Raw genomic sequence first — 22,438 nt, 5'->3', positions numbered from 1 at the left:
CCAATCTCGGCGTGCCCGGACCTCAACTGGCAGCAGGTGAGCTTCACCCGTGGGTTTGGCATGCGGCAGCCGGCCTTTGGGGCACCCGCCACTACCGTGAAGCCGTTCAGGCGGCAGCCACGAGCATCAACGCGCATCTACAAGCCAGAGTCGGCCGACGCGACCTGTCCGACTACAAGCTCGCAACGGAACTCTTCTCCGAAAAGCAACCGGAGCTCAAGAAGCCACGCCTGCGGTGGCCTGGTGACTCTGAAGACGAGGAGTTCAAGAGCATGCAAGCCGGCCTCCGAGGGTTCGGTGCCGGCATCTTCCAGTGCATTCGGAACCAGGCAACTCACGATCCCGCGGAACTCCGTGAGCAAGACGCACTCGAACGCCTCGCCGCGATGAGCCTGTACTGTCGGTTTCCCGAGAAGTGCTCGCTCGACGAGATCGAAGTTCGATCTGTGACTCACGGTGTGTACAGCGCGCCCAGGAATTCCAGCAGCAATCGCTCCCGCAGTGGCGCCGGTGCCGTTGCGAGGAGTGCGTTGATCGGGGCCATCCGGTCCGGCAGGCCCGACTCGCCGCCGAGGCCCGCCGCCGCCAGGAGGCCCGCGAACTGTTCCGACGTCAGCGTTGCCGGGTCGAGCGCGGCCACGAACTCCGCCACGGCGGCGTCGACGAGCACCGGGCCGGCCGCGCGGGCCGCGGCCACCGAAGCCGCGAGGTCGGTCAGGAACTCCTTCTCGCTGCCGTGGTTCGCCGCCGTCACCGTGAGGTGCAGGTTCGCCGGGGACGACAGATGAGCGAACTGCGGCTGGACGTACCAGCCGCGGGCCTTCATCTCGTCCGCCACCGTGAACAGGTCGAAGCCGTCGTCGCCGGTGAACGCGATCAGCGTCGACACCGGGTCGCCCAGGATCCGCAGGCCGTCGATGTCGGTGATCCCCTCGCGGATGCGCGAAACGGCGGTACGCGTCGAAGCCGCCAGCGAAAGGTAGCCCTCCGGACCGAGGTGGCGGACCACCGCCCACGCCGCTGCCAGCGGGCCGCCCGAACGCGTGCTCTGGATCGTCGTGTTCAGCATCGTGTAGCCGGGCCAGGACGCGCTCGCGAAGTAGTGCGAGCGCCGCAGTTCCGCCGAAGCGTGCAGCAGCACGGACGTGCCCTTCGGGCAGTACGCGTACTTGTGCAGGTCCACCGAGATGCTCGTGACGCCGGGGACGCAGAAGTCGAACGGCGGGACGTCCGCGCCGAGGCGGGCGAAGTACGGCAGCACCCAGCCGCCGATGCACGCGTCGACGTGCATCCGGACGCCGCGTTCCAGAGCCGCCGCGGCGATCGGAGCGATCGGGTCCAGGACGCCGTGCGCGTACGAAGGCGCGCTCGCCACCACCAGCACCGTCGAGTCGTCGATCGCCGCCGCCATCGCGGCCGGGTCCGCGCGGAACGTCACCGGGTCGACCGGGACGTCGATCCGGCGCAGCCCGAACAGGTGCGCCGCCTTGTGGAACGCCGCGTGCGCGGTCGTCGGGATCACCAGAGACGGCGAAGCGATCTCAGGGTGGGCGTCGCGGGCCGCCAAAACCGCCAGCAAGCACGACTCCGTGCCGCCGGAAGTCACCGAACCGACCACGCCCGGAACGGCGCCGAGCAACGCGGCGGCCTCCGCGACGAGGTCGTTCTCCATCCGCAGCAGGCTCGGGAACGCCGTCGGGTCGAGACCGTTGGCCGACGACGCCAGCGCGTGCGCGGCCGCACCGAGGGAGTCCACTTCGGACAGCCCGCTGTCGTAGACGTAGGCGAGCGTCCGGCCGCCGTGCGTCGGCAGGTCGCCCGCGCGCAGCTCCCGCAGCGCCGCCAGGACGTCCTCAGGCGAGTTCATGGCGCGGCTCCAGGACCTTGCGCCGCAGCAGCGGCAGAGCCAGCGCGATCAGCACGCCCGGGATGATCGACGCGCCGACGAGGATCGCCACGATCGCGCTGTGCGGCTGGGCCGTCGTCGCGTCCGTGCTCGACACGTACCCGCCGAACGCCAGGATGAGCGCCCACAGCCCGCCGCCGAAGGCCAGCCCGAGCGTCTCCCCCGCGGTCCACACGCCGGCCGCGATCCCCGCGCGGGTCTCGCCGGTGCGCTCCTCCTCGGCGGTGATCAGGTCGGGCAGGATCGCCAGCGGGAACACCGAAATCCCGGCGTACCCGACCCCGCAGAGCGCCACGAACACGAACGACACGACCAGCGGGATCGACTGCGCGAACACCAGGCCCAGCAGGCCGATCGCGAACGCCGCGGTGGCCAGGCGGAAGCCGTTGAGCTTGCCGACCCGGTCGCCCAGGCGCGGCCACAGCGGCATGGTGACCAGCGCCGGGCCGACGAAGATGACGAACAGGATCGTGCCGTAGCCCTCGCTGCCGAGGATGCGCTGGGCGAAGAACGGGATCGCGGCGAGCACCGTACCGATGCCCAGCGCCTGGATGAAGTAGGTGCCGAGCAGCCAGCGGAACGGCCGCCAGCCGGCCAGCGTCCGCACGAGCTCCCTCAGGTTCACCGTGTTGGGCCGCAGCGAGCCGACCGGCGCGTCCTTGAGCCCGAAGTACACCAGCAGCGTCGCGGCCAGCACGATCAGCCCGATCACCACGGCCATCACGCGGTAGCCGGTGACCCCGCCGATGCCGGCGCTGATCGCGGGGGCGCCGCCGCCGCAGATCAGGATCGTCACGGCCAGCACGCCGATCCGGACGCTGGTGAGCTTCGTGCGTTCGGTCGCCGACTCGGTCAGCTCGGCGGGCAGCGCGTTGAACGGCACCTGGAACAGCGCGTACGCCGTGGCGCAAGCGGCGAAGGCGATCGCCACGTACAGCGCGTCCGGCAGCGGGCTGCCGAACCCGGGGTGGGCGAACATCGCGGCGAACAGGATCGCGACGCCGATGCCGCCGATCAGCAGGAAGCGCCGCCGGCTGCCGGTCTTGATCAGGTCCGCGTCGGACAGCCGGCCGGCGATCGGGTTGAACAGCACGTCCCAGGCCTTGGGGACGAACACGATCGCGGCGGCCCAGCCCGCGGGCACGGCCATCGTGTCGGTCAGGTACTTGACCAGGACCAGACCGGGGACCGTGCCGAAGGACCCCGTGACGAACGAGCCGAGCGAATAGCGGAACCTCGTCCGGCCGGACAGCGTCGCCATGGTCCTCCTCGCAGAGCGGATCCCGATGCTGCGATCAGTAGTGGATCTCGGCCCGCACCGGGTAGTGGTCGGAGGGAATCGTGCCACCGTCGTAATGCACCAGCCGTACCGGGCCGACCTCGGCGCGTCGCACCGAGCCGACGTAGTCCAGCGAATCGCGGTAGGTCGCCGGGACGGACTTCGCCGCGGCCGGGTTGGTCGCGGGGTCGAAGGTGTACTCCCCCGCGCCGGTGGTCCGCAGCGTGCCGCCGAGCGCCGCCTCGCCCTGCTCGGCCTGGGTGCGGCCGGCGGCGTCGCGGCGGCCCTGCCCGGCCCGGTACTCGATGTTGAGGTCGCCGGCGACGGCCACGGCGTCCCCGGCCGGGACGCGGGCCGCCGTCAGGTCGCGGAGTTCGCCGAGCTGAGCCATCCGGACGGCGTGCGCCTTGGGCAGCGTCTCGGGTCCTTCGTCGGCCTGCAGGTGGGTGCCCGCGAGCCAGAGCGCCTTGCCGTGCGCGAAGATCCGGACCAGCGCGGCACCCTTGTTCGCCAGGTGGTCCGCCGTGCCGGAGTAGGAGTTCCGGTAGACGAGCTGGTGCTTCTCGGTGATCGGGTACTTGCTGAGCACGGTGACCCCGCCGTTGACGACGAACGGCGAGTTCGAGCAGTTCCCGCTCACCGACGTCCAGCCCGGCGACGTCGAGCAGGACTGGCCGACCAGCGGCGTCTGGAAGGGGTAGGCGTCCACGAGCCGGCCGCGCAGGTCCTCGGCTTGGGCGCTGAAGGCTTCTTCGAGCACGACGACGTCGGTGTCCTCGGCACGGATGACCCGTTCGGCGGCCTGCGCCCGGGCTTCCTTGTCGGCTGTGTTCGGGTTGGCGATCCACGGGAGCTGCCAGAGGTTGAAGCTCAGCACGCTCACGGCGGCGTCCGCGGCCTGGGCGGGTGCGGCGGTGAAAGCGGCGATGACGACGGCGGCGAGAATGGCGGTCCTGCGCACGCGGGGTCCTTTCAGGAGACGACGAAGGCGCGGGAGGTCCCGCTGAGCTGGGCGATGGCGCCGGTGAGCCCGTGTTTCCAGGCTCCGAAGTGGACCACCCGGTACTTGCCGACGGGGGTGTTCGCGGGGATGTCCCAGGTGACTTCGGCGCGGGACTCGCTTACGAAGGTCCGGGTCCAGCGGAACTTCGTGGCCCAGTCGCCGTCGTCGGCGTAGCGGACCCAGCGGCCGTCGACGTACTGCTGGACCTCCAGGAACGTGCCGTCGCGGCGCAGGTCGTTCTTCGGGTGGCCGGTCACGAACGCGACCGAGACCTGCTCGCCCCGCCGGTAGCTGCTCTTCGCGTCGGTCACGACGTCGCCGAAGCTCTTGAGCAGGGGCGCGCTGTCGAAGACGACGCCGGGCTGGAAGTTGACGAGCTTGCCGCGCAGGTCACGCGGGACCGGCCCGTGCGGCGCAGGCGCGCCGGTCTTCAGCGCGGCGGCGAGCTTCCCGAACTCCTGCTGGTACGCCGGGAGCGTGTAGCGGCCGAAGAGCGTCGACGCGCCTTCGTACTGCTGCGAGTCGTACTCCTCCGGCGTCGTCACGTACTGGCTGTAGGCGTTCGAGTAGCCCTGCATGAGGACGTTCTCGAGCGGCACGCCGAGCGTCGAAGCGACGGTCTTCCGGATCCGCAGCCCGGCGACGATCGTGTACTCGGCGGGTCCGGCGACCAGGTGCAGCTGCCCGATCCGGACGATCTGCAGCGGCAGCACCTCCGGCGCCCACGGGTACGGCTTCATCGCGCCGAACGGCACGGCGACGACCTTCGGCGCCTGCGCGTCGGCCAGCGCCCGCGGGATCGGCGCGTCGATGCCGCCGAGCCAGTCGACGAAGGGGTTCTTGACGCCTTCGGGCAGCGGCAGGCCGGGGCCGTCCTCGGTGCTGCCGGCCAGCATCGAAACGCCGATGGCGGCGGTGCAGGTGCGGTGCGGGCGGCCGTCCGGGGTCAATTCCGGGGCCACGTCGACGGCGGACATGTCCACGTAGGTCAGCCGGTGGTCGACGCCGCCGGTGATCTTCTCGTCCGCCGCGTCGAACGCGCGTTTCGCCGCCTGGAACTGGAGTTCGCCGATCCGGCGGGTGTTCTCGAACTCCGTCTCGGGCGTGCCGGGCCGGAGGTTCAGGTTCGGCGTCATGTCGCCGGAGTTGGTCTGCGCGAAGGCGGCGACGAACCCGGGCGGGCCGTCGAGGTAGCGGACGCCGGCGTGGTCGTGCTCCCACGCGTAGGCGGCGTAGCCCTTGTTGTCGCTGCTGATCAGGTGGTTGCCGTTGCTCATCGACGTGCCGTGGGTGGCGAACCAGGTGATCGCGCCGACGTCCCGGCCGCCCTGGCGGAACCGCAGCACGGTGACCGCGGGGTCGATCGAGAGCGGGAAGTGGTCCTTGTCCGGGTTGCGCTCGAAGGCGACCCGGGAGCGGTTGGCGCTGGCGTCGGTCAGCTCGGTGCGGCCGAGGGACAGCTCGCCGGGCTTGAGGTCGTCGTGGGCCCGGCCGACGGCGTCGACGATCCCGGCGACGACGGCGTCGTAGGTCTGCTGCTGGAAGCCGAGGATCGACAGGTCGTAAGCCGCGTAGTGCGAGTCGCCGCCGCAGGCCGAGTGGGTGTGGGTGGCGTTGAGCAGGACGTTCTGCTCGGTGTAGCGGTCGCCGTACTTCCTCGCGAGCTCCCGCAGGACGCCCTGGTGCACGGACTGGAACAGCGCACCCAGCTCGGCGGTGACGAAGACGATCCGGTTCGCGCCGTCGTCGACGATGAACGCGCGGGCCCGGGTGCGCAGGTGGATGCCGGCGGTCTGCTGCTGCGGCATGGAGTAGCCCATCATGCCGTTCTCGGCGGCGGGCCCGGTGACGTCCCCGATCCCGACGCCGACCTTCAGCGCCGTGGCCGCTTCGGCTGTTCTCCCGCCGAGCGCGGCGGCGAACGGGAGCGCGGCAGCTCCGGCCAGGACGTGACGACGGCTCACCCGCATGCGGTCTCCCGACTAACGTGAACGACTTTCGCGTTAGTCGGGGACCGTACGTGAGCCCGGTGCACCGGGCAACCCGGCGAAAGTACCGACCCCGAACGCCGTGGAGGGGAGGGCACCCGCATGGCAGGGCACCGGCGAAGTCAAGGCGGCGTTCCTGCTTCGGTGACAACGGCTCGCAAGGTCATGAACGAGTCGTTCACCTCGCCAGGCGACACGAACGACCCGTTCATGACGACCCGCGACGCCGGGCAGACCGCGCACGACCTTGCAGGGGCCCTGGCTTTCAGAGCCACGCGGGTGCCCTCCATGGCGTTCAGCCCAGCGCGCCGGCGATCTTCGCCAGGGTCGCCGCGTCCCCGCGCAGCAGCAGCTGCGTCACCACCGTGTCCTCCCACGCCTGCAGCTCGTCGCGGATCTTCGCCGGCGGGCCGATCAGCGACGTGTCCTCCACCAGCGACGTCGGGATCGCGGCCGTCGCCTCGTCCTTGCGGCCGGCCAGGTACAGCTCCTGCACCTTGTCCGCCACGTCCTCGTAGCCCAGCCGCGCGAAGACGTCGTGGTGGAAGTTCACGCTCTTCGCGCCCATCCCCCCGATGTACAGCGCCAGCGACGGCTTGATCCACGACGCCGCTTCCTCGACGTCGTCGTGCACGATCACCGGGATCGAGCACGGCACCTCGAACGTCTCGAGGGTGTGCCGCGCGCCCGGCCGTGCGAAGCCCTCTTCCAGGGCGGCGCGGTAGAAGGCGTCGCTCTTGGGCGAGAAGAACAACGGCAGCCAGCCGTCGCCGATCTCCGCCGCCAGCGCGACGTTCTTCGGGCCCTCCGCGGCCAGGTGGATCGGGATCTCCTTGCGCAGCGGGTGCACCGTCGGCTTCAACGCCTTGCCGAGGCCCGTCCCGCCCCGCAGCGGCAGCTGGAAGTGGGCGCCGTCCAGGGTCACCGGTGCCTCGCGGGCGATCACCTGCCGGACGATGTCCACGTACTCCCGGGTCCGCGCGAGCGGCTTGGGGTACGGCTGGCCGTACCAGCCTTCGACGACCTGCGGGCCGGACGCGCCGAGCCCGAGCACCATCCGGCCACCCGACAAGTGGTCGAGCGTCATCGCGCTCATCGCCGTGGCCGTCGGCGTGCGCGCGGCCATCTGCACGATGTTCGTGCCCAGGCGGATCCGGCTGGTCGAGGCGCCGTACCAGGCCAGCGGCGTGAACGCGTCCGAGCCGTACGCCTCCGCCGTCCACACCGAGTCGAAGCCGAGCTCCTCGGCCTTGAGCACGGCCTCCAGCGCGCCCGGGGTCGGGCCGCTGCCCCAGTACCCGACGTGGAATCCCAGCTTCACGAATGCCTCCTAGACGTTCGGCGCGTAGTGCTCGGGCTTGCCCCGCTCGGACAGCGGGGGCAGGTTCCTCCGTGGAGTCTCGACCACCGGCGCGCCCGGAGCCACCTCGCCGCGCACGCGCCGCCAGCCGGCCCGGGCCCGCGGGTGGTAGCGGCGGTCGTGCGGGACGAGCTTGAACACGGCGTTGATCAGCTTCCCGGCCCGCCGGTGCCGGCGCGCGTCGCGCTCGGACCAGCGCAGGCCGAGCAGGTCGCGGATCTCGCGGTCGTACAGCCCGGTGGTCAGCCACACGAAATTGCGCGCGATCAGTGCGCTCAGCGGCCGCCAGAGCGGGTCCGGCAGCCACGGCAGGAACGGCGGTTTCGCGATCCCGCGCAGGTCGAGGACGTCCCGCGTGGCCTTGTTGTCCTCCAGGACCTCGGCGCACATGTGCTTCCAGTAGCGCTGGAAGTCCTCCCAGCTCTCCGGCACCGGCCGCAGGGTCATGTCGTACATCCGCCACCACGTGACGTGCTCGTCGAACAGCCGCCGCTTCTCGGCCTCGCCGATCCCGCCCATGAAGTGGTCGGCGATGAGGATGGTGCTGACGAAGAACGTCGAGTGCGCCCAGTAGTAGGTGTCCGGGTCGAGGGCGTGGTAGCGGCGTCCCCGGGCGTCGACGCCCTTGATCCGGTCGTGGTAGCCGCGGACCTGCAGCGCGGTGGCGTGGGCGCGCGGGCCGTCGTAGACGACGCCGCCGATCGGGTAGAGCGACCGGAAGAGCCGCTGCCAGCGCTCCTCGAAGAACCGCGAGTGCTGCTCGACGCCGGCGCCGAGGCCCGGGTGCATGTTCTGCATCGACCCGGCCCACAGGGCGATGAGCAGGCCGCGCCAGTCGCCGAAGTACTTCCACGTCAGCGAGTCGGGACCCAGTGGCTCCGTGACATCCGGGGCTCCGCCCCGGGCCGGGGGCTTCGCCACCCGGGCCCCCTCAAAGCGTTCCGGTGTCATCGGCACACTCCTCGTCGAGTCGAACTGACTACGGCTGTTGTCAGGCTAGGATCTGACAACACACGTAGTCAACCGAGGAGTGATCATGCCGGGCCGCACCTGGGCGGGCACGACGCTGGACGACCGGAAGGCGCAGCGGCGCGCGCAGCTCGTGGCCGCCGGTCTCGAGCTGCTGGGCACCGAGGGATCGGCCGCGACGAGCGTCCGCGCGGTGTGCCGGCACGCGAAGCTGACCGAGCGCTACTTCTACGAGAGCTTCGCCGACCGCGAAGAGCTGGTCGCGGCGGTGTACGAGCACGTCGGCGAGCAGGCGCGGCTGGCGCTCGTGGCCGCGGTGCGGGACGCGCCGAGCCCGGTCCTGCGGGCCGAGAACGCCGTGCGCGCGTTCGTCGAGCTGATCGTCGACGACCCGCGCCAGGGCCGCGTGCTGCTGCTCGCCCCGCTGACCGACCCCGCGCTGACCCGCCGGGGCCTGCACCTGCTGCCCGTCTTCGCCGCGCTCGTCGGGGAGCAGCTGTCCCACGGCGACGAGACCGAACGCCAGATGGTCGCCGTCGGGCTGGTCGGCGCGCTGAGCAACGTCTTCATCGCCTACCTCGACGGCTCGCTGAAGGTCTCGCGCGAGCGGCTCGTCGCCCACTGCGTGAAACTCGTGCTCGGCGCCGACGACCACTGACCTCACCTCCGACCTGGTGACAGTCGCGCGGCTGATCGGGCACACTCAACCCATGCGTACCGCTGGGCGGAACGACGGCGCGAGCGGCGACGGCCTCGTCGCGGCCCGGCTCGCCGCGCTCCTGGAAGCCTTCCGGCCCGGCGACGAGACCCTCGGCGTCTCCGAACTGGCCCGCCGGACCGGGCTGGCGAAGACGACGGTGCACCGGCTCGTCGGGCACCTCACCGGCACCGGCCTCCTCGAGCGCGAGGACGGCGCGGTGCGGCTCGGGCTGCGGCTGTTCGAAATCGGCCAACTGGCCTCGCCCCGCCGGGGACTGGTCGAGGCGGCCCGCCCGTACCTCGCCGACCTGCGCGAGGCGACGCGCAACACCGTCCACCTCGCCATCCTCGAAGGCACCGAAGTCGTCTACCTCGACGTCCTGCGCGGCCCGGACGCGCCGACCCTGCCCTCGCGCATCGGCGGCCGGTTCCCCGCGCACGCCACCGGGGTCGGCAAGGCGATCCTCGCGTTTTCTCCGGAATCCGTGGTGAACCAGGTGATCGACGCCGGATTACCCCGGATGAGCCCCAAGACGATCACCGCGCCCGGCCTGCTCCGGCGTCAGCTCACGCGGATCCACGAGGACGGCATCGCGCTGGAGCGCGAAGAATCCGGCGTCGGCGTCGTGTGCGCGGCCAGCCCGCTGCTGGACGCGCACGGGATCGCGGTCGCCGCCGTTTCGATTTCGGGGTGGGCCAACCGGATGCGGACCGAACGGGTCGCGCCCGCCGTCCGGACGGTCGCACTCGCGTTGACCCGGACACTCTCCGGATCCACTCGGGACAGTCGGAAATAATCTTGCGGGACAACGCTTTCTCCGTGTCTAGGCCGTCCGGCTGACGTAATCGTCCCGAGCTGGACCGGTGATCGGAAGCGGCTACGATCCGTCCAATGGCCCAGCACAGCCGGGGGACGACGGACCCGGGCCGCTCCCCCGCGACGCTTCCCGGACCGGCCGCCGCCGGTTCCTCCGCCGCGCACCGGTTGTTGTCGCTCGACATCGTGCTCGCGCTGCTGGCGCTGGCCGGCGGCCTGCGGGTGCTGTACCTCGCCGCGCCCGCACCGGCCCTGGCCGCCGAGGGCGCGAACATCGCGCACGCCTACGCGCTGGGCCACCTGACGCCGTTCACCGACGCGGGCGGCGCCGGGGTGAGCCCGTTCGGGTGGTGGCAGCTCTCGGCCTACACGATGGTCACCGACGCCTTCGGGCGCTCGGCGACGGCGCTCGCGGCGGTCCGCGAAGCCGTGCTCATCGCCGCGGTGCTCGGCGCCCTGCTGCTGTGGTTCCTGGCGCGCCGGCTCGGCCTGACGCGGTGGGCGGCGGCGGCCGCGGTGGTGCTGCTCGCGGCGTCCCCGCTCGCGCTCGGCCTGCAGCGGCTGGTCGTCGTCGAGCACCTCGCGGCGGTCTGGGCGCTGGGCGCGCTGGTGCTCATCACCAAGCCCGGCGCCCGGATCCGGCACGACGCGCTGGCCGCGGTCTGCCTGCTCGCGGCCGTGCTCACTTCGCCGCTCGCGCTGGTCTTCCTCCCCGCGGCGGGCTGGCTGCTGGTGCGGCGCGCGCCCGTCCGCGCGGCGCTGGTGGCGGTGCTGCTCAACCTCGGGCTGGGCATCGCGTTCGGCCCGGCGGCCGCCGTCCTCCGGCCGCACCTCGCCGACGGCGGCCGTCCGGCCATCGTCGACTGGGTCGCCCTCGACCCGGCGTGGGCGGTGCTCTCGACCGTGGCGCTGGTGGCCGCGCTGGCCGTGACCGCGTTGCGGCCGTTCGCGGTGTCCGGCCTGCTCCTCGTCACGACCCTGTTCGTGCCCGGCGTGCCGGACACCGGCGTGCTCGCGCTGCTGCTGCCGCTGACCCCGCTGCTGCTGGCCGCGGTCGTCCAAACCGCGTCGTGGCAACGCGCCCCGGCCCACCGCTGGAACCCCGGCCGCGGTCCCGGGACGGCGCTGGTGTCGCTCGTCCTGGTCGCCGTGGTCGCGGCCGGCTGGGTCTACGGCTACCCGGCGCTGCGGCCGACGACCGACCGCGGCGGGCCACTCGCCGAAGCCCAGCAGTGGTTGCGGGCCAACGCTTCCGGCGCCCGGGTGCTGGTCGACGACGGCGCCTGGGCGGAGCTCGCCAAGGCGGGCTGGCCGACCGGCCTGCTCGTCCCGCCCGCCGCGTGCGCGGCCGGCTGCCCGCCGGTCGAGTGGGCGGTCTTCGCGGACGGCACGACCGATCCCCGCGGCCGCTACCCGGCCCTCGGCATCACCCTGGCCGAAGCCGACGTGACGGCGGTGTTCGGTGACGGCGACCGCGCGGTCACCGTCTCCCGCCTCGGCCTGCCCGCCGCCGACCCGGCCGCGCCGTCGGAGGAGTCCGCCCGCACCCACGCGGGCGAGGCGCTGGCCGCGTCGACCCGGATCACCCTGCCCCCGGACGCCACCGCGGTCCTGCGCGAGGGCCACGTCGACCCGCGGCTGATCGCCACGCTGGCCGCGCTCGCCGCGATCCGGCCGGTCAGCGTGGGGGCGTTCCCCGCCGTCCCCGGCGAAGACCCCGCCGGCCAGCCGCGCCGCCGGGTCCTCCTGACGGCGGGCAAGGACGCCGTGGCGGCGTTCTACACCGGCCAGCGCGACCTGTTCCGCCCGTCCTCGGTCGCCGAGACCACCGACGGCGTGCTCGTCACGTACCCGCTGTTCGCACCCCCGGGGCTGCTGGTCCCGTTCTCCTCCCCCTGACGGCGAAAGGACCACTCATGCGCACGCTCACGTCCAGAACGCTCAGACCCGGCGGGCTGATCGCCGCGGCCCTCCTGCTCGTCGCGCTGACGCCGGTGACGGCCGGGGCGGCGACCGCCCCCGGCCCGGGCGTCGGCTGGATCCGGGTCGGTCACCTCTCGCCTAAGGTGCCCCCGGTGGACATCTACTTCGCCCCCTTCGGGCAGGCCGAGAAGGTCGTCATCCGCAAGGCGGGCTACGGCGCCGTGACGCCGTACTCCTCGCTCGACCCCGGCAAGTACACGCTCTCGATGCGACCCGCCGACGCGGCGTCGAGCACCCCACCCGCGCTGTCGGCGACCATCGAGGTGGCCGAACGCAGCGCCTACTCGCTGCTGGTGTTCGCGAACGGACCGGACGGCACGCTCAAGGGCGACCTGGTGAACGACGACCTCAGCGCGCCCGCCGCGGGCAAGGGCCGCGTCCGGGTCGTCGAAGGGTCGGCGGCGATCGCGCCGGTCACCGTGGCCGGGCCGCAGGGCGTCACGCTCGCCAAGGACGCGGCCTACGGCCAGACGTCGTCCTATGTGGACGTTCCGGAAGGGCGCTGGCCGCTGCAGCTCTCCGGCGGCGCGGTGAAGTCGGCCGCGGACGTCGACGTCAAGGCGGGCTCGTCGACGACGCTGCTGGTCACCGAGAACGCCGGGGCGCTGAAGGCGAACCCCATCTCCGACGGCGCGTCGCTGCCCGAACCGCCGAAGCTCGGGGTCGAGACCGGGGGCGGTGGCACCGCGCCGTCGTCCGGCACCCCGCTCTGGCCGGCGCTGGCGGCGGCCGGGTTGCTGGCCGCGCTGCTGTGGGGACGCCGGGCGGCTCGTGCGCGCTGACCTCGGCGCGCTGCTCGTCGTGGCGCTGCTGGCCGCGGGCTGCTCGACGGCCCCGGCCGCACCACCACCCGTCGTCCCGGCCGCGACCACACCCGCGTCGCCGTCGGCGACCGGGCCCCTGCCGCTGCCCGCGGCCGCCGACGTCCGCCCGGTGCGGCTGCGGATCCCCGCCATCGGCGTCGACGCGCCCGCGCTCGTGCCGCTCGGGCTCGGCGCCGACCACCAGCTCGAAGCACCCGCGCGCTTCGAGGACGTCGGCTGGTACGCCGCCGGGCCGGTCCCGGGTGACGCCGGCCCGGCGGTGATCGCCGCGCACGTCGACTCCCGCTCCGGCCCGGCACCGTTCTTCCGGCTGCGCGACCTGCACGGCGGCGATCAGGTGTTCGTCGCGCGCTCCGACGGCCAGGAGACCCGGTTCGTCGTGGACGCCGTCGAGCGCTACCCGAAGGACGCGTTCCCGACCGACGCGGTGTACGGCCCCGCGCCGGGCAGCGCACTGCGGCTCATCACCTGCGGCGGCAGCTTCGACGCGGCGAAACGCTCGTACCGCGACAACATCGTCGTCTACGCCTCGACGCGGTGGGGCTAGTACTCCTTCAGCAGCCCGCGCCGCGCCAGCTCGGGCCGGACGCCGTCGCCGAACCAGTACGCCTCCTCGAGGTGGGGGTAGCCCGACAGCACGAACTCGCTCACGCCGACGCTGTGGTACTCCTCGATCAGGTCCGCGACCTCGGCGTGGCTGCCGACGAGCGCGGTCCCGGCGCCGCCGCGGACCAGGCCGACGCCGGCCCAGAGGTTCGGGTGGATCTCCAGCCCGCGGACCCCGCCGTCGGTGCGGCCGCCGTGCAGCGCGACCATCCGCTGCTGCCCGACCGACTCGCTCGCGGCCAGCTGCGCCTGCGCCTTGGCGACCTGCTCCGGGCTCAGCGCGTCCAGGAGCTTCTGCGCCTCCGCCCAGGCCTCGGCCGAGGTGTCGCGCGAGATCGTGTGCAGCCGGACGCCGAACCGGATCGCCCGGTCGCCGGCCAGCGCGCGGACCTTGCCGATCTTCTCCGCGACCTGCGCGGGCGGCTCACCCCAGGTCAGGTAGACGTCGGCGTGCCGGGCCGCGACCGGCAGCGCGGCCGGCGAGGAGCCCCCGAAGTAGATCGGCGGCGCCGGGTCCGGTGCGGCCAGCGTCGTCGCGCCTTCGACCTTCAGGTGCTCGCCTTCGAAGGTGAACGGCTGCCCGGACCAGACCCCGCGCACGATGGTGAGGAACTCGTCGGTGCGCGCGTACCGGGCGTCGTGGTCGTGCCAGTCGCCGAAACGCCGCTGCTCCACGGCGTCGCCGCCGGTGACGATGTTGAGCAGCACCCGCCCTTCCGACAGGCGCTGGAACGTCCCCGCCATCTGGGCCGCGAGCGTCGGCGAGATGACGCCGGGGCGGAACGCGACCAGGAACTTCAGCCGGGTCGTCTCGCGGATCAGCGCGGCCGTCGTGAGCCACGCGTCCTCGCACCACGTACCGGTCGGGGTCAGCACCCCTTCGAAGCCCTGCCGCTCGGCGGCGCGGGCGACCTGCGCGAGGTAGTCGAGATCCGGTTGGCGCTGCGCCGACGGGCCCTGGGACCGGTTGGCGTGGAAGCGTTCCACGATCGTGCGGCCGTCGCCGCTGGTGGGCAGGAACCAGTGCAGACCGATGCTCATCCGTTGCTCCTCGCCTGGTCCAGGTCAGGGGCGAACCGCCGGTCCGCGAACGCGGCGAAGTCCACCTTGCCCGGCAGAGTCTTCTCCTCGGTGAAGGCGTCCGCGAGCTGTTGTTCGGAAGCCACCACCGAGTCGTCCAGCGGGATGGGCAGGTCCCGCCCGGCGTCGACGGCCTTCTGCGCCACTTCGGGCTTCAGCCCGGTCTCCTCGGCCCAGGCCGCCGCCCACTCCCGCCGGTGCGTGTCGGCCCACTTCTGCGCCTTGACCACCCGGACGGCGAAGTCGCGAAGCGCCGAGTTCTTGCCGGGGTCGGACAGCGCGGCCGTGCCCGCGGTCAGGAACCCGAGGCCGTTCGAGGCCCCGCGGCCGTCGGCCAGCACGCGGGCGTGCGCCTCGATCTGCGCCTGCGCGGTGTAGGGGTCCCAGATCGCCCAGGCGTCGATCGTGTGCTGGGTGAACGCGGCGTAGGCCTCGGCCGGCTGCAGGAAGTTCAGCTTGACGTCCTTTGTGGACAGACCGTTGTTGTGCAGCGTGTTCAGCAGCTGGCCGTGGGCCGAGGTGCCCTTGGCGACGCCGATCGTCTTGCCCTTCAGCTCGGCGACGCCGCGCAGCGCCGAGTCCGGCGGGACGAGGACGGCTTCCCGCTCGACGTTGCTGCGCGAAACGCTGATCACCTTGATCTTCGCCCTCGCCGCGGCCGCGAAGATCGGCGGCGTGTTGCCGACGCGGCCGGTGTCGATCGCGCCGGCCGACGCGGCCTCCAGCAGCGGCGGGCCCGAGGTGAAGGTGGCCCATTCGATCTTGTACGGCGTCCCCTCCAGCAGCCCGGCCGCGGTGAGCAGCGACTTGACGCCGCCCTTCTGGTCACCGACCTTGAGCGTCACCTTCGCCAGGTCCGCCGCGCTCACCGGACCCGGCACGGCCGCTTGGTCGGTACCGGCCGCCGAGCCGCACCCGGCCAGCGCGAACGCGGCCGCGACGACCGCGACTCCCCTACGCCACAGCATCTTCGGTCACTCCCAGGTCTGTCAGCACACGGCGGCGGAGGTCGTCGTGGTCATCGGTCTCGCGCGGGCGGTGGGTGGCCACGATCCGGCCACCGTCGAGCACCAGAACCCGGTCCGCGAGGCGCAGGGCCTCGTCGACGTCGTGGGTCACCAGCAGCACGCCCGGGCGGTGGCGCCGCCAGAGGTCCAGCACCAGGCCGTGCATCGCGATCCGGGTGAGCGCGTCGAGGGCGCCGAAGGGTTCGTCGAGCAGCAGCAGGTCGGGTTCGCGCACCAGCGCGCGGGCCAGCGACACGCGCTGCGCCTCGCCGCCGGAGAGCGTGAGCGGCCAGTCGTCGGCGTGCTCGGTCAGCTGGACCTCGGCGAGGGCCTTCTCGGCCAGCGCCCGGTTGCGGGATTTCGAGACGCCGTCTTGGCGCAGCCCGAGGACGACGTTGCGCCAGACCTTCCGCCACGGCAGCAGTCTCGGCTGCTGGAACGCGACCGAGACGGTCCCGGTCACGTCCGCTCCGCCCTCGACGTCGCCGTCGAGTCCGGCGAGGACGCGCAGGAGCGTCGACTTGCCGGAGCCGCTGCGGCCCAGCAGGGCGACGAACTCGCCGCGTTCCACGGTCAGGTCGAGTCCACTGAGGACGGTCCGGTCCCCGAACCGCTTGGTGAGGTCGCGGACCTCGGCTACCGGGTTCGCCACCGCAGCACCTTCCGTTCGAGCAGCCGGACCAGCGCGTCGGTGACCAGGCCGAGCAGGGCGTACAGGACGAGACCGACGACCACGACGTCGGTGCGCAGGAACTCGCGCGCGTTGTTGATGAGGTAGCCGACGCCGGCGTCGGCGTTGACCGTCTCGCCGACGATCAGCGCGAGCCAGGCGAGGCCGAGCGACTGGCGCAACCCGACGAGCGCCTGCGGCAGCGCGCCGGGGACGATGACGTGCCAGAGCCGTTCGGCGCGGCTGAAACCCAGCGCGCGCGAGGCTTCGACGAGGTTCGGGTCGGCGCCGCGGATTCCCGAGTGGACGTTCAGGTAGAGCGGGAAGGCCACGCCGAGGGCGACCAGCACGATCTTGGTTTCCTCGCCGATGCCGAACCACAGGATGAACAGCGGGATCAGGCCGAGGAAGGGCAGCGTGCGCAGCATCTGGACGGGCGGGTCGACCAGCGCTTCGCCCCAGCGGGACAGCCCGGACACGATGCCGAGCAGCACGCCGGCGATCGCGCCGAGCGCGAACCCGGCGCCCACCCGGCCGAGCGAAACGGCGAAGGCGTCACCGAGTTCGCCGCTGCGCGCGACTTCGACGCCGGCCTGCACGACCGTCCACGGTGAACTGAGCTTGTCGGGGGGCAGGACGCCGGTGGCGCTCGCGAGCTGCCAGGCGGCCACGAGCACCACCGGGCTGATCCAGCGCCGCAGGTCGAAGCGCCGCGACTTGCGAGATGGCCGCTCGGCGGCCGGCCGGGCGCGCGGGAGCACGCCCGTGGTGGAAATCGACACGGATTTCTCCCGGGGACGGGGACATCGGGGTTGCGTGGTCCCGACTTTCCGGTCCTCGGGAAGCGAAGTCAATCCGCGCCCACTCCGTGAACGCCCGGTGTTTCAGCCCGTGGAACGACTTGGCTCAGCCGCCGAACATGACCTTCCATTCGTCCAGCGACCGCGGCCGGTAGACGAAGTTGCTGCGCTTCACTTCGGACAGCGCGGCCGACGGCTCGGCGGAGTACCGGTGCCCGGGGTAGACGACGGGATCCCCGGCCAGCCCGGCGAGCGCCTGCAGGCTGCGGTAGATCTCTTCGGTGTCCCCACCCGGGAAATCGGTGCGGCCACAGCCTTCGAGGAACAGCGTGTCCCCGGAGACGAGCTTGTCCTCGACGAGGAAGCACTGGCTGCCCGGCGTGTGCCCGGGCGTGTGCAGCAACCGGATCGGGATCGAGCCGACTTCGAGGACGTCGTCGTGGTCGTGCGTGCGCAGGTCGGTCCCGGACACCCCGGTGACCCGCTTGACCCACTCGCTCTCGGCCCCGTTGACGTGGATCGGCACCTGCCGGATCGCGAGCAGCTCGGCGATCCCGGGGAGTGAGAAGCCGAGCATTTCGCCCCCGACGTGGTCGGGGTGGTGGTGCGTGGCGAGCACCCCGGTCAGCCGCATGCCGTCGTTCTCGAGCACGTCCAGCAGATCCTGCACGGCGTAGGCGGGATCGACGACCACCGCATCCCCGGTTTCGCGATCGCCGACGAGGTAGGCGAAGTTCAGCATCTGCGTGGCAACGGGGTCGCCAACGGCGAAGTCGCGCCCGGCGAGCAGCTGCCGGAAGTAGAGCCGATCAGTCATGCCGGACACCCTACGGTCCGCCGGTCGCCGCCTGGGTAAGTGCCGTCAGGACCGCCGTCACCGCCGGTGGGTCCGGTGGGTCGCCGTACGTGGCGGCGTGGATGCGGCGGTGGACGCCCGGCAGTTCGGTCGCGTGGATGTCCGGGCGGCGGTGGGCCTCCAGCGCGAGCCCGGGCAGCGTCGCGACGCCCAGGCCCGCCGCCACCAGGGACTGGACCACCACCATGTCGTCACTCAGGGAACCGATGCGCGGGGTGAAGCCCGCCGCGGCGCAGAGGGCGTCCAGTTCGGCTCGGCAGCGTTCGCAGCCGCCGATCCAGGTGGAGCCGCGGTGGTTCGCCAGGGTGTCGGCCGGGTGGCGGCTGATCAGGTGGATCGGGTCGTCGGTGAGGTGGCGGAAGCGGAAACCCTCCTCCTCGAGCCGCGAACCGGCGTGCTGGAAGACCAGCGCGACGTCGATGTCGCCGCGGCGCAGCAGGTCCAGGGCCGCCACCGGGTGCTCGTCGACGAGGCTCAGTTCCAGGCCCGGGTGGTCCCGCGCCAGGGTGGCGGCCGCTTTCGGGACGAGCGTGCTCAGCGCCGACGCGTTCGCCGCCAGCCGGACGCGGCCGGTTCGCAGGCCCACCTGGGCGGCCAGCTCGGTGGCCGCCGCGTCGACGCGGCCGAGGATCTCCGCGGCGCGGTCGGCCAGCAGGCGGCCTTCCGGCGTCAGGCGGATGCCGCGGCCGACGCGCTGCAGCAGCTGGGCGCCCGTCGCCGCCTCCAGGCGGGACAGGTGGTGGCTCACCGACGGCTGCGAATAGTGCAGTTCGCGGGCCGCGTCGGTCACCGAGCCGTGGCGGGCCACCGCGGCCAGGACCTTGAGCTGGACCAGGCTGAGCATTCATCGACGATATCAATGCTTCGCCGCCGGAATTGGCATTGGACGGCATGCGACGTCCGGGACATCCTGGTGTCCATCCGACGAGGGAGGCACGACGATGACCCAGGGTTTGGTGACCTGCGACCTCACGATCACGGTCGACGGCTACGCGGCCGGGCACGGCCAGAGCGAGGAGCGGCCGTTCGGCGACGACGGCGGCGACGGCTGGGGCGACCGGCTGCACGCCTGGTACGGCGAGGGCCGCGACGAGCACCCGGCCGAGTTCCACCGGATGCTCACCGCCAAGGCGTTCATCATGGGGCGCAACATGTTCGGCCCGGTGCGGGGCGCGTGGGACCGGCCGTGGACCGGCTGGTGGGGCGACGAACCGCCGTACCACGCGCCGGTGTTCGTCCTCACCCACCACCCGCGCGACCCGCAGCCGATGGCCGGCGGCACCACCTTCCACTTCGTCACCGACGGCATCGAGGCCGCGATGGATCGGGCGCGGGAAGCCGCCGGCGACGGCGGTATTTCCGTCCACGGCGGCGCGACGACCGTCAACCAGTACCTCGCCGCGGGCCTGATCGACGAGCTGCGGCTGCACGTCTCGCCGTACACGCTCGGCGCCGGCGTCCGGCTGTTCGACGGCGTGCCCGCGCTGAGCCTCGATCAGCTCGACGCGCGCTCGACGCCGTCGGTCACGCACCTGCGGTATCGCGTGCGCCGCTGAAGCTCGCCGTGGTGAGCACGAACCGGCCGAATACCTCGCCGGCGTCCAGCGTCCGGTGCGCCGACGCTGCTTCCGCCAGCGGCAGCACCCCGTGCACGACCGCGCGCAGGCGGCCGGCGAAAAGATCGGCGGTGACGGCGGTGCGGTCGGCCATCGGCACGGTGTCCGCGCTGAAAGTCGCGAAGGACAGCGACCGCCGGAACCCCGCCAGCAGTTCCTTCCCGAAGTCGGCGGGTGGGTCGCCGCCCATCACGCCGACGGTCACCAGGCGCCCGTTGGGGTTGAGCTTGGCGAAGAACGACGGCAGGCCCGGGCCGGCCACGATGTCGACGATGACGTCGTACCCCTCGGCGCCTTCGCCGTCGCGGCCGAACACGTGGGTCGCCCCCAGCTGGCGCAGGCGGTCGCCGCGCTCGGGCGACGACGTCGTCACGGCGATCGCGCCGGCGCCGCCGCGCGCCGCGAGCTGGACCGCCATGACCCCGATGCCGCCGGCCGCGCCGCGCACCAGCACCGACTCGCCCGGGGCGAACTGGGCGTGGCGCAGGGCGAAGTGCGCGACCGTGCCGGAGCTGCCGAGCGTCACGGCGTCGACGGGCGACACCCCCTCCGGCAGCGGGACGAGCGTCTCGGCGGGGGCGAGCGCCTGCTCGGCGTAACCGCCGCCGGTGCCGGCGCCGGCGAACGCCCAGACTCGGCGTCCCAGCCAGGCCTGGTCGACGCCGTCGCCGACCGCGGCCACCGTGCCGGCGATCTCGCCGCCGAGGACGTGCCCTTCCCGGAAGCCGTAGGCGGCGAGCGCGCCCCGGCGGATCAGGACGTCGACGCCGCCGACGCCGATCGCCTCGGTGGTGATCAGCACCTGGCCACCGGCCGGGCTCGGGACCGGGAGGTCGACGACCGCCATCCCGCCGGGTTCGCCGAACGCCTGCACCGCGACTGCTTTCACTGTTCTTCTCCGTCGTTCCGGGGTCGATGATCGACGCCGGACGTTAACGGACGCCCCCGTCCGGTTCGCTAAAGTGAGGGAGTGACCGAAGCTTTGTCTCAGGTCCTGCGCTCCGACGCCCGGGACAACCGCGAACGCATCCTCGAGGCCGCCCGCGCGATCTTCGCGGCCGAGGGCCTGGCGGTGCCGATGCGCGAGATCGCCCGGCGCGCCGACGTCGGCCCGGCGACCCTGTACCGCCACTTCCCGACCAAGGAAGCGCTGGCCACCGAAGCGTTCGCCGACCAGATGCACGTGTGCTACGCGATCGTCGACGACGGGCTCGCCGACCCCGACCCGGCGCGCGGCTTCACTTCGGTGCTCACGAAGCTGTGCGAGCTGCACGCCCGCGACCGGGGTTTCACCGCGGCCTTCACGGCGGTGTTCCCGCACGCGATGGACTTCGCCGCGGCCCGCGAACGCGCGGTGAAGTCCATCGCCGAGCTGACCCGCCGCGCGCGGGAGGCCGGCTACCTGCGCCCCGACGTCGAACTCGACGACGTGATCCTGGTCCTCATGGCGAACGGCGGCATCCAGGCCACGTCACCGGCGGCGCACGTCGCGGCTTCACGGCGCTTCGCCGCCCTTGCCATCCGGGGCCTCCGGGCCTGACGCCCACTGGTGGCCGCTCCCCTGGTGGAGGGCGGCGTACGCGCGGTCCCTGAGAACGTTGGCCTCGTGGCCGGACAGGGTGGCGCCGAGCGGGCGGAGCACCAGTCGGACGAGCAGGTTCTTCTGCCCGGCGTGGGCCCCGAGCCGGGCGAGCGCGGCCGGCGGCAGTTGCGCGCACGGCGTCTCCTGCCGGATCTCGACCGACTCGACGATGTCGGCGTCGTCACCGAGCGCGTCGCGGACGCGATCGCCGAGGTCTTCGGCCCGGTCGCCGGCGTCGACGGCGATCGACAGGTCCCGGCGCACGGACGGCAGCGCGGACACCGGCCGGTAGGGCGTGAGGTCGGTCAGCTGCGCGGCGACGGCCGGTTCGGCCGAGCGGAGGAGGCGGATGTCGGGGATGCCCTTGCGCAGCATCAGCATCCGGTCGAGACCCATGCCGAGCGCGAGCCCGGACCACCCGGCCCCGAGCCCCGCCCGCGCGAGCACGGCGGGGTGCGCGAGCCCGCACTCGGCGACTTCGACCCAGCGCCCGTCGTGCTCGACGTCCAGCTGCGCACCGTCCACTGTGTACGGGTGGCGGCGGGGTTCGAGCCGCCACTCCCGCTCCGGGACGAGCGCGGCGACCATGTAATCGAGATCGGCTCGGGTGACACGGGCGCGGGTGATCCGCCACAGGTCGAGCTGGTGCGGGGTGCCGCTGTGCAGCCGGTCGATGCTGTCGCGCCGGTAGACGACACCCGGGCAGACGAGCAGGACGTCATCGGCCGGATTCGCGGCCAGCGCCCGGAGCGCGGCGGGGATCATGGCGCTGGAGTGGCTGCGGAGGACGTGGTCCTGGTCGACGTACCGGGTGTAGCGGGCGTCGCGGGTGACGTCGGCGGGGTCGTAGCCGAGGTTGTCGTAGTTGTCGGCGATGGTGACGACGCGATCGCCGGGCCACCACCGGACGGCGGTCGGCCAGAGATCGGCGAGGGCCTCGACGGCCTGGCTGACGACGAGCTGAACGGCGTGCGCGCCGGCCCGCGGATCGGTGAGATCCCGGACGGCGAGATCGCGCACGAGCTGCGCGGGGGTGAGTGGTTCGGGCATGACGGACCTCCGTGGTGAGCGGGTTCGGTGGAGGGACGGCTCCCCCTGGCCCGGGCACCCGGCGAGGTCAGTGCGTTCCGGCGGCCGCTGCTCGCGGCCGCGCGCTGTCAGGTCGAGCTGACGGCGGACGTGGCACCGGAACCCCGCTGGCACCCGCGAAGGGCCAGGGGGCCGGTAAATCGGCGGTACTCCGCAACGACGCCCACGCACCCAGGATAGGGACGCCGTCACGCGGATTTCCGGGTCGCGGCAGGGTTCACCACGTCAGCCGCCGCGGGTACACCGGCGACCAAGCTCATCACCGACCGGTCCCGCACGCCGGCCGGCCATCGCACGCGCCGGC

21 protein-coding genes and 1 pseudogene are annotated in these 22,438 nt (G+C 72.7%); 8 read left to right on the top strand and 14 right to left on the bottom strand.

Annotation, left to right across the window (positions count from 1 at the left end; translation table 11 throughout):
- Positions 1–11: 11 nt before the first annotated feature.
- A pseudogene (locus MUY14_RS47275) lies at positions 12–392 on the top strand (TIGR02391 family protein); the annotation flags it as partial.
- A 59-nt stretch (positions 393–451) separates the two neighbouring features.
- Here MUY14_RS47275 and MUY14_RS12510 read toward each other — a convergent pair.
- The 6 genes from MUY14_RS12510 to MUY14_RS12485 form a co-directional block, all read right to left on the bottom strand.
- Positions 452–1,867, bottom strand: coding sequence for an aminotransferase class V-fold PLP-dependent enzyme (locus MUY14_RS12510; protein WP_247023150.1), 1,416 nt, complete (start codon positions 1,865–1,867; stop codon positions 452–454).
- The gene (locus tag MUY14_RS12505; RefSeq protein WP_247023149.1) at positions 1,854–3,167 is read right to left on the bottom strand and encodes an MFS transporter; all 1,314 of its coding nucleotides are present in this window, start codon (positions 3,165–3,167) and stop codon (positions 1,854–1,856) included. Before MUY14_RS12505 ends, MUY14_RS12510 begins: the two co-directional genes overlap by 14 nt.
- A gap of 34 nt (positions 3,168–3,201) precedes the next feature.
- Positions 3,202–4,146, bottom strand: a complete 945-nt coding sequence (locus tag MUY14_RS12500) for a sphingomyelin phosphodiesterase (RefSeq protein WP_247023148.1) — start codon at positions 4,144–4,146, stop codon at positions 3,202–3,204.
- An 11-nt stretch (positions 4,147–4,157) separates the two neighbouring features.
- Positions 4,158–6,158, bottom strand: a complete 2,001-nt coding sequence (locus MUY14_RS12495) for a neutral/alkaline ceramidase (RefSeq protein WP_247023147.1) — start codon at positions 6,156–6,158, stop codon at positions 4,158–4,160.
- Positions 6,159–6,471: 313 nt separating this feature from the next.
- A complete protein-coding gene (locus MUY14_RS12490; protein ID WP_247023146.1) occupies positions 6,472–7,497 on the bottom strand; it encodes an LLM class F420-dependent oxidoreductase in 1,026 nt (341 codons plus the stop codon).
- Between the two features lie 9 nt (positions 7,498–7,506).
- A complete protein-coding gene (locus MUY14_RS12485; protein ID WP_247023145.1) occupies positions 7,507–8,457 on the bottom strand; it encodes an oxygenase MpaB family protein in 951 nt (316 codons plus the stop codon).
- A 115-nt stretch (positions 8,458–8,572) separates the two neighbouring features.
- On the opposite strand from MUY14_RS12485, the gene MUY14_RS12480 reads away from it, so the two are divergent.
- The 5 genes from MUY14_RS12480 to MUY14_RS12460 all read left to right on the top strand — a co-directional run bounded on the left by MUY14_RS12480 (position 8,573) and on the right by MUY14_RS12460 (position 13,375).
- Positions 8,573–9,163 (top strand): TetR/AcrR family transcriptional regulator, encoded by a 591-nt coding sequence (locus tag MUY14_RS12480; protein WP_247023144.1) that lies wholly within the window; start codon positions 8,573–8,575, stop codon positions 9,161–9,163.
- A 52-nt stretch (positions 9,164–9,215) separates the two neighbouring features.
- Positions 9,216–10,001 carry an IclR family transcriptional regulator gene (locus MUY14_RS12475; protein ID WP_247023143.1) on the top strand — a complete coding sequence of 262 codons (786 nt, stop codon included), beginning with the start codon at positions 9,216–9,218 and terminating at the stop codon, positions 9,999–10,001.
- Between the two features lie 95 nt (positions 10,002–10,096).
- Positions 10,097–11,920 (top strand): glycosyl transferase, encoded by a 1,824-nt coding sequence (locus tag MUY14_RS12470; protein ID WP_247023142.1) that lies wholly within the window; start codon positions 10,097–10,099, stop codon positions 11,918–11,920.
- A 17-nt stretch (positions 11,921–11,937) separates the two neighbouring features.
- Entirely contained in the window at positions 11,938–12,786 is an 849-nt protein-coding gene (locus MUY14_RS12465) for a DUF4397 domain-containing protein (RefSeq protein WP_247023141.1), read from the top strand.
- Complete coding sequence (locus MUY14_RS12460; RefSeq protein WP_247023140.1) at positions 12,776–13,375, top strand: class F sortase; 600 nt, start codon at positions 12,776–12,778, stop codon at positions 13,373–13,375. The genes MUY14_RS12465 and MUY14_RS12460 overlap by 11 nt, the downstream gene beginning before the upstream one ends.
- Here the strand turns inward: MUY14_RS12460 and MUY14_RS12455 are convergent.
- The 6 genes from MUY14_RS12455 to MUY14_RS12430 all read right to left on the bottom strand — a co-directional run bounded on the left by MUY14_RS12455 (position 13,372) and on the right by MUY14_RS12430 (position 18,691).
- On the bottom strand, positions 13,372–14,475 hold the full coding sequence (locus tag MUY14_RS12455) for an LLM class flavin-dependent oxidoreductase (protein ID WP_247023139.1): 1,104 nt from the start codon (positions 14,473–14,475) through the stop codon (positions 13,372–13,374). The genes MUY14_RS12460 and MUY14_RS12455 overlap by 4 nt on opposite strands.
- Positions 14,472–15,482 (bottom strand): ABC transporter substrate-binding protein, encoded by a 1,011-nt coding sequence (locus MUY14_RS12450; RefSeq protein WP_247023138.1) that lies wholly within the window; start codon positions 15,480–15,482, stop codon positions 14,472–14,474. The genes MUY14_RS12455 and MUY14_RS12450 overlap by 4 nt, the downstream gene beginning before the upstream one ends.
- Positions 15,469–16,173 (bottom strand): ABC transporter ATP-binding protein, encoded by a 705-nt coding sequence (locus MUY14_RS12445; protein WP_247023137.1) that lies wholly within the window; start codon positions 16,171–16,173, stop codon positions 15,469–15,471. Before MUY14_RS12445 ends, MUY14_RS12450 begins: the two co-directional genes overlap by 14 nt.
- Positions 16,158–16,973 (bottom strand): ABC transporter permease, encoded by an 816-nt coding sequence (locus MUY14_RS12440; protein ID WP_247023136.1) that lies wholly within the window; start codon positions 16,971–16,973, stop codon positions 16,158–16,160. The genes MUY14_RS12445 and MUY14_RS12440 overlap by 16 nt, the downstream gene beginning before the upstream one ends.
- A 124-nt stretch (positions 16,974–17,097) precedes the next feature.
- Positions 17,098–17,808, bottom strand: a complete 711-nt coding sequence (locus MUY14_RS12435) for an MBL fold metallo-hydrolase (protein WP_247023135.1) — start codon at positions 17,806–17,808, stop codon at positions 17,098–17,100.
- A 10-nt stretch (positions 17,809–17,818) separates the two neighbouring features.
- A complete protein-coding gene (locus MUY14_RS12430; protein ID WP_247023134.1) occupies positions 17,819–18,691 on the bottom strand; it encodes a LysR family transcriptional regulator in 873 nt (290 codons plus the stop codon).
- Between the two features lie 97 nt (positions 18,692–18,788).
- Between MUY14_RS12430 and MUY14_RS12425 the strand changes: the two genes are divergently transcribed.
- Positions 18,789–19,403 carry a dihydrofolate reductase family protein gene (locus MUY14_RS12425; protein ID WP_247023133.1) on the top strand — a complete coding sequence of 205 codons (615 nt, stop codon included), beginning with the start codon at positions 18,789–18,791 and terminating at the stop codon, positions 19,401–19,403.
- Here MUY14_RS12425 and MUY14_RS12420 read toward each other — a convergent pair.
- Positions 19,372–20,352: a zinc-binding dehydrogenase gene (locus MUY14_RS12420; RefSeq protein ID WP_247023132.1), complete on the bottom strand. Its 981-nt coding sequence runs from the start codon at positions 20,350–20,352 to the stop codon at positions 19,372–19,374. The genes MUY14_RS12425 and MUY14_RS12420 overlap by 32 nt on opposite strands.
- Before the next feature lie 81 nt (positions 20,353–20,433).
- Here MUY14_RS12420 and MUY14_RS12415 point away from each other — a divergent pair, with 81 nt between their 5' ends.
- Positions 20,434–21,003 (top strand): TetR/AcrR family transcriptional regulator, encoded by a 570-nt coding sequence (locus tag MUY14_RS12415; protein ID WP_247023131.1) that lies wholly within the window; start codon positions 20,434–20,436, stop codon positions 21,001–21,003.
- On the opposite strand, the gene MUY14_RS12410 is transcribed toward MUY14_RS12415, so the two are convergent.
- On the bottom strand, positions 20,959–22,095 hold the full coding sequence (locus MUY14_RS12410; RefSeq protein ID WP_247023130.1) for a hypothetical protein: 1,137 nt from the start codon (positions 22,093–22,095) through the stop codon (positions 20,959–20,961). The two genes, MUY14_RS12415 and MUY14_RS12410, sit on opposite strands and share 45 nt — an antisense overlap.
- Between the last annotated feature and the right edge of the window lie 343 nt (positions 22,096–22,438).

Origin of the sequence: Amycolatopsis sp. FBCC-B4732, assembly GCF_023008405.1 — a bacterium.
Classification (GTDB): domain Bacteria; phylum Actinomycetota; class Actinomycetes; order Mycobacteriales; family Pseudonocardiaceae; genus Amycolatopsis; species Amycolatopsis pretoriensis_A.
This window is presented reverse-complemented; position numbering and strand designations above follow the sequence as displayed.

Bases quoted from the DNA above. Each gene is read 5' to 3' on its own strand.
- MUY14_RS12510 (WP_247023150.1), bottom strand. From the start codon at position 1,867: ATGAACTCGCCTGAGGACGTCCTGGCGGCGCTGCGGGAGCTGCGCGCG.
- MUY14_RS12505 (WP_247023149.1), bottom strand. From the start codon at position 3,167: ATGGCGACGCTGTCCGGCCGGACGAGGTTCCGCTATTCGCTCGGCTCG.
- MUY14_RS12495 (WP_247023147.1), bottom strand. From the start codon at position 6,158: ATGCGGGTGAGCCGTCGTCACGTCCTGGCCGGAGCTGCCGCGCTCCCG.
- MUY14_RS12480 (WP_247023144.1), top strand. From the start codon at position 8,573: ATGCCGGGCCGCACCTGGGCGGGCACGACGCTGGACGACCGGAAGGCG.
- MUY14_RS12475 (WP_247023143.1), top strand. From the start codon at position 9,216: ATGCGTACCGCTGGGCGGAACGACGGCGCGAGCGGCGACGGCCTCGTC.
- MUY14_RS12470 (WP_247023142.1), top strand. From the start codon at position 10,097: ATGGCCCAGCACAGCCGGGGGACGACGGACCCGGGCCGCTCCCCCGCG.
- MUY14_RS12465 (WP_247023141.1), top strand. From the start codon at position 11,938: ATGCGCACGCTCACGTCCAGAACGCTCAGACCCGGCGGGCTGATCGCC.
- MUY14_RS12455 (WP_247023139.1), bottom strand. From the start codon at position 14,475: ATGAGCATCGGTCTGCACTGGTTCCTGCCCACCAGCGGCGACGGCCGC.
- MUY14_RS12450 (WP_247023138.1), bottom strand. From the start codon at position 15,482: ATGCTGTGGCGTAGGGGAGTCGCGGTCGTCGCGGCCGCGTTCGCGCTG.
- MUY14_RS12435 (WP_247023135.1), bottom strand. From the start codon at position 17,808: ATGACTGATCGGCTCTACTTCCGGCAGCTGCTCGCCGGGCGCGACTTC.
- MUY14_RS12430 (WP_247023134.1), bottom strand. From the start codon at position 18,691: ATGCTCAGCCTGGTCCAGCTCAAGGTCCTGGCCGCGGTGGCCCGCCAC.
- MUY14_RS12425 (WP_247023133.1), top strand. From the start codon at position 18,789: ATGACCCAGGGTTTGGTGACCTGCGACCTCACGATCACGGTCGACGGC.
- MUY14_RS12410 (WP_247023130.1), bottom strand. From the start codon at position 22,095: ATGCCCGAACCACTCACCCCCGCGCAGCTCGTGCGCGATCTCGCCGTC.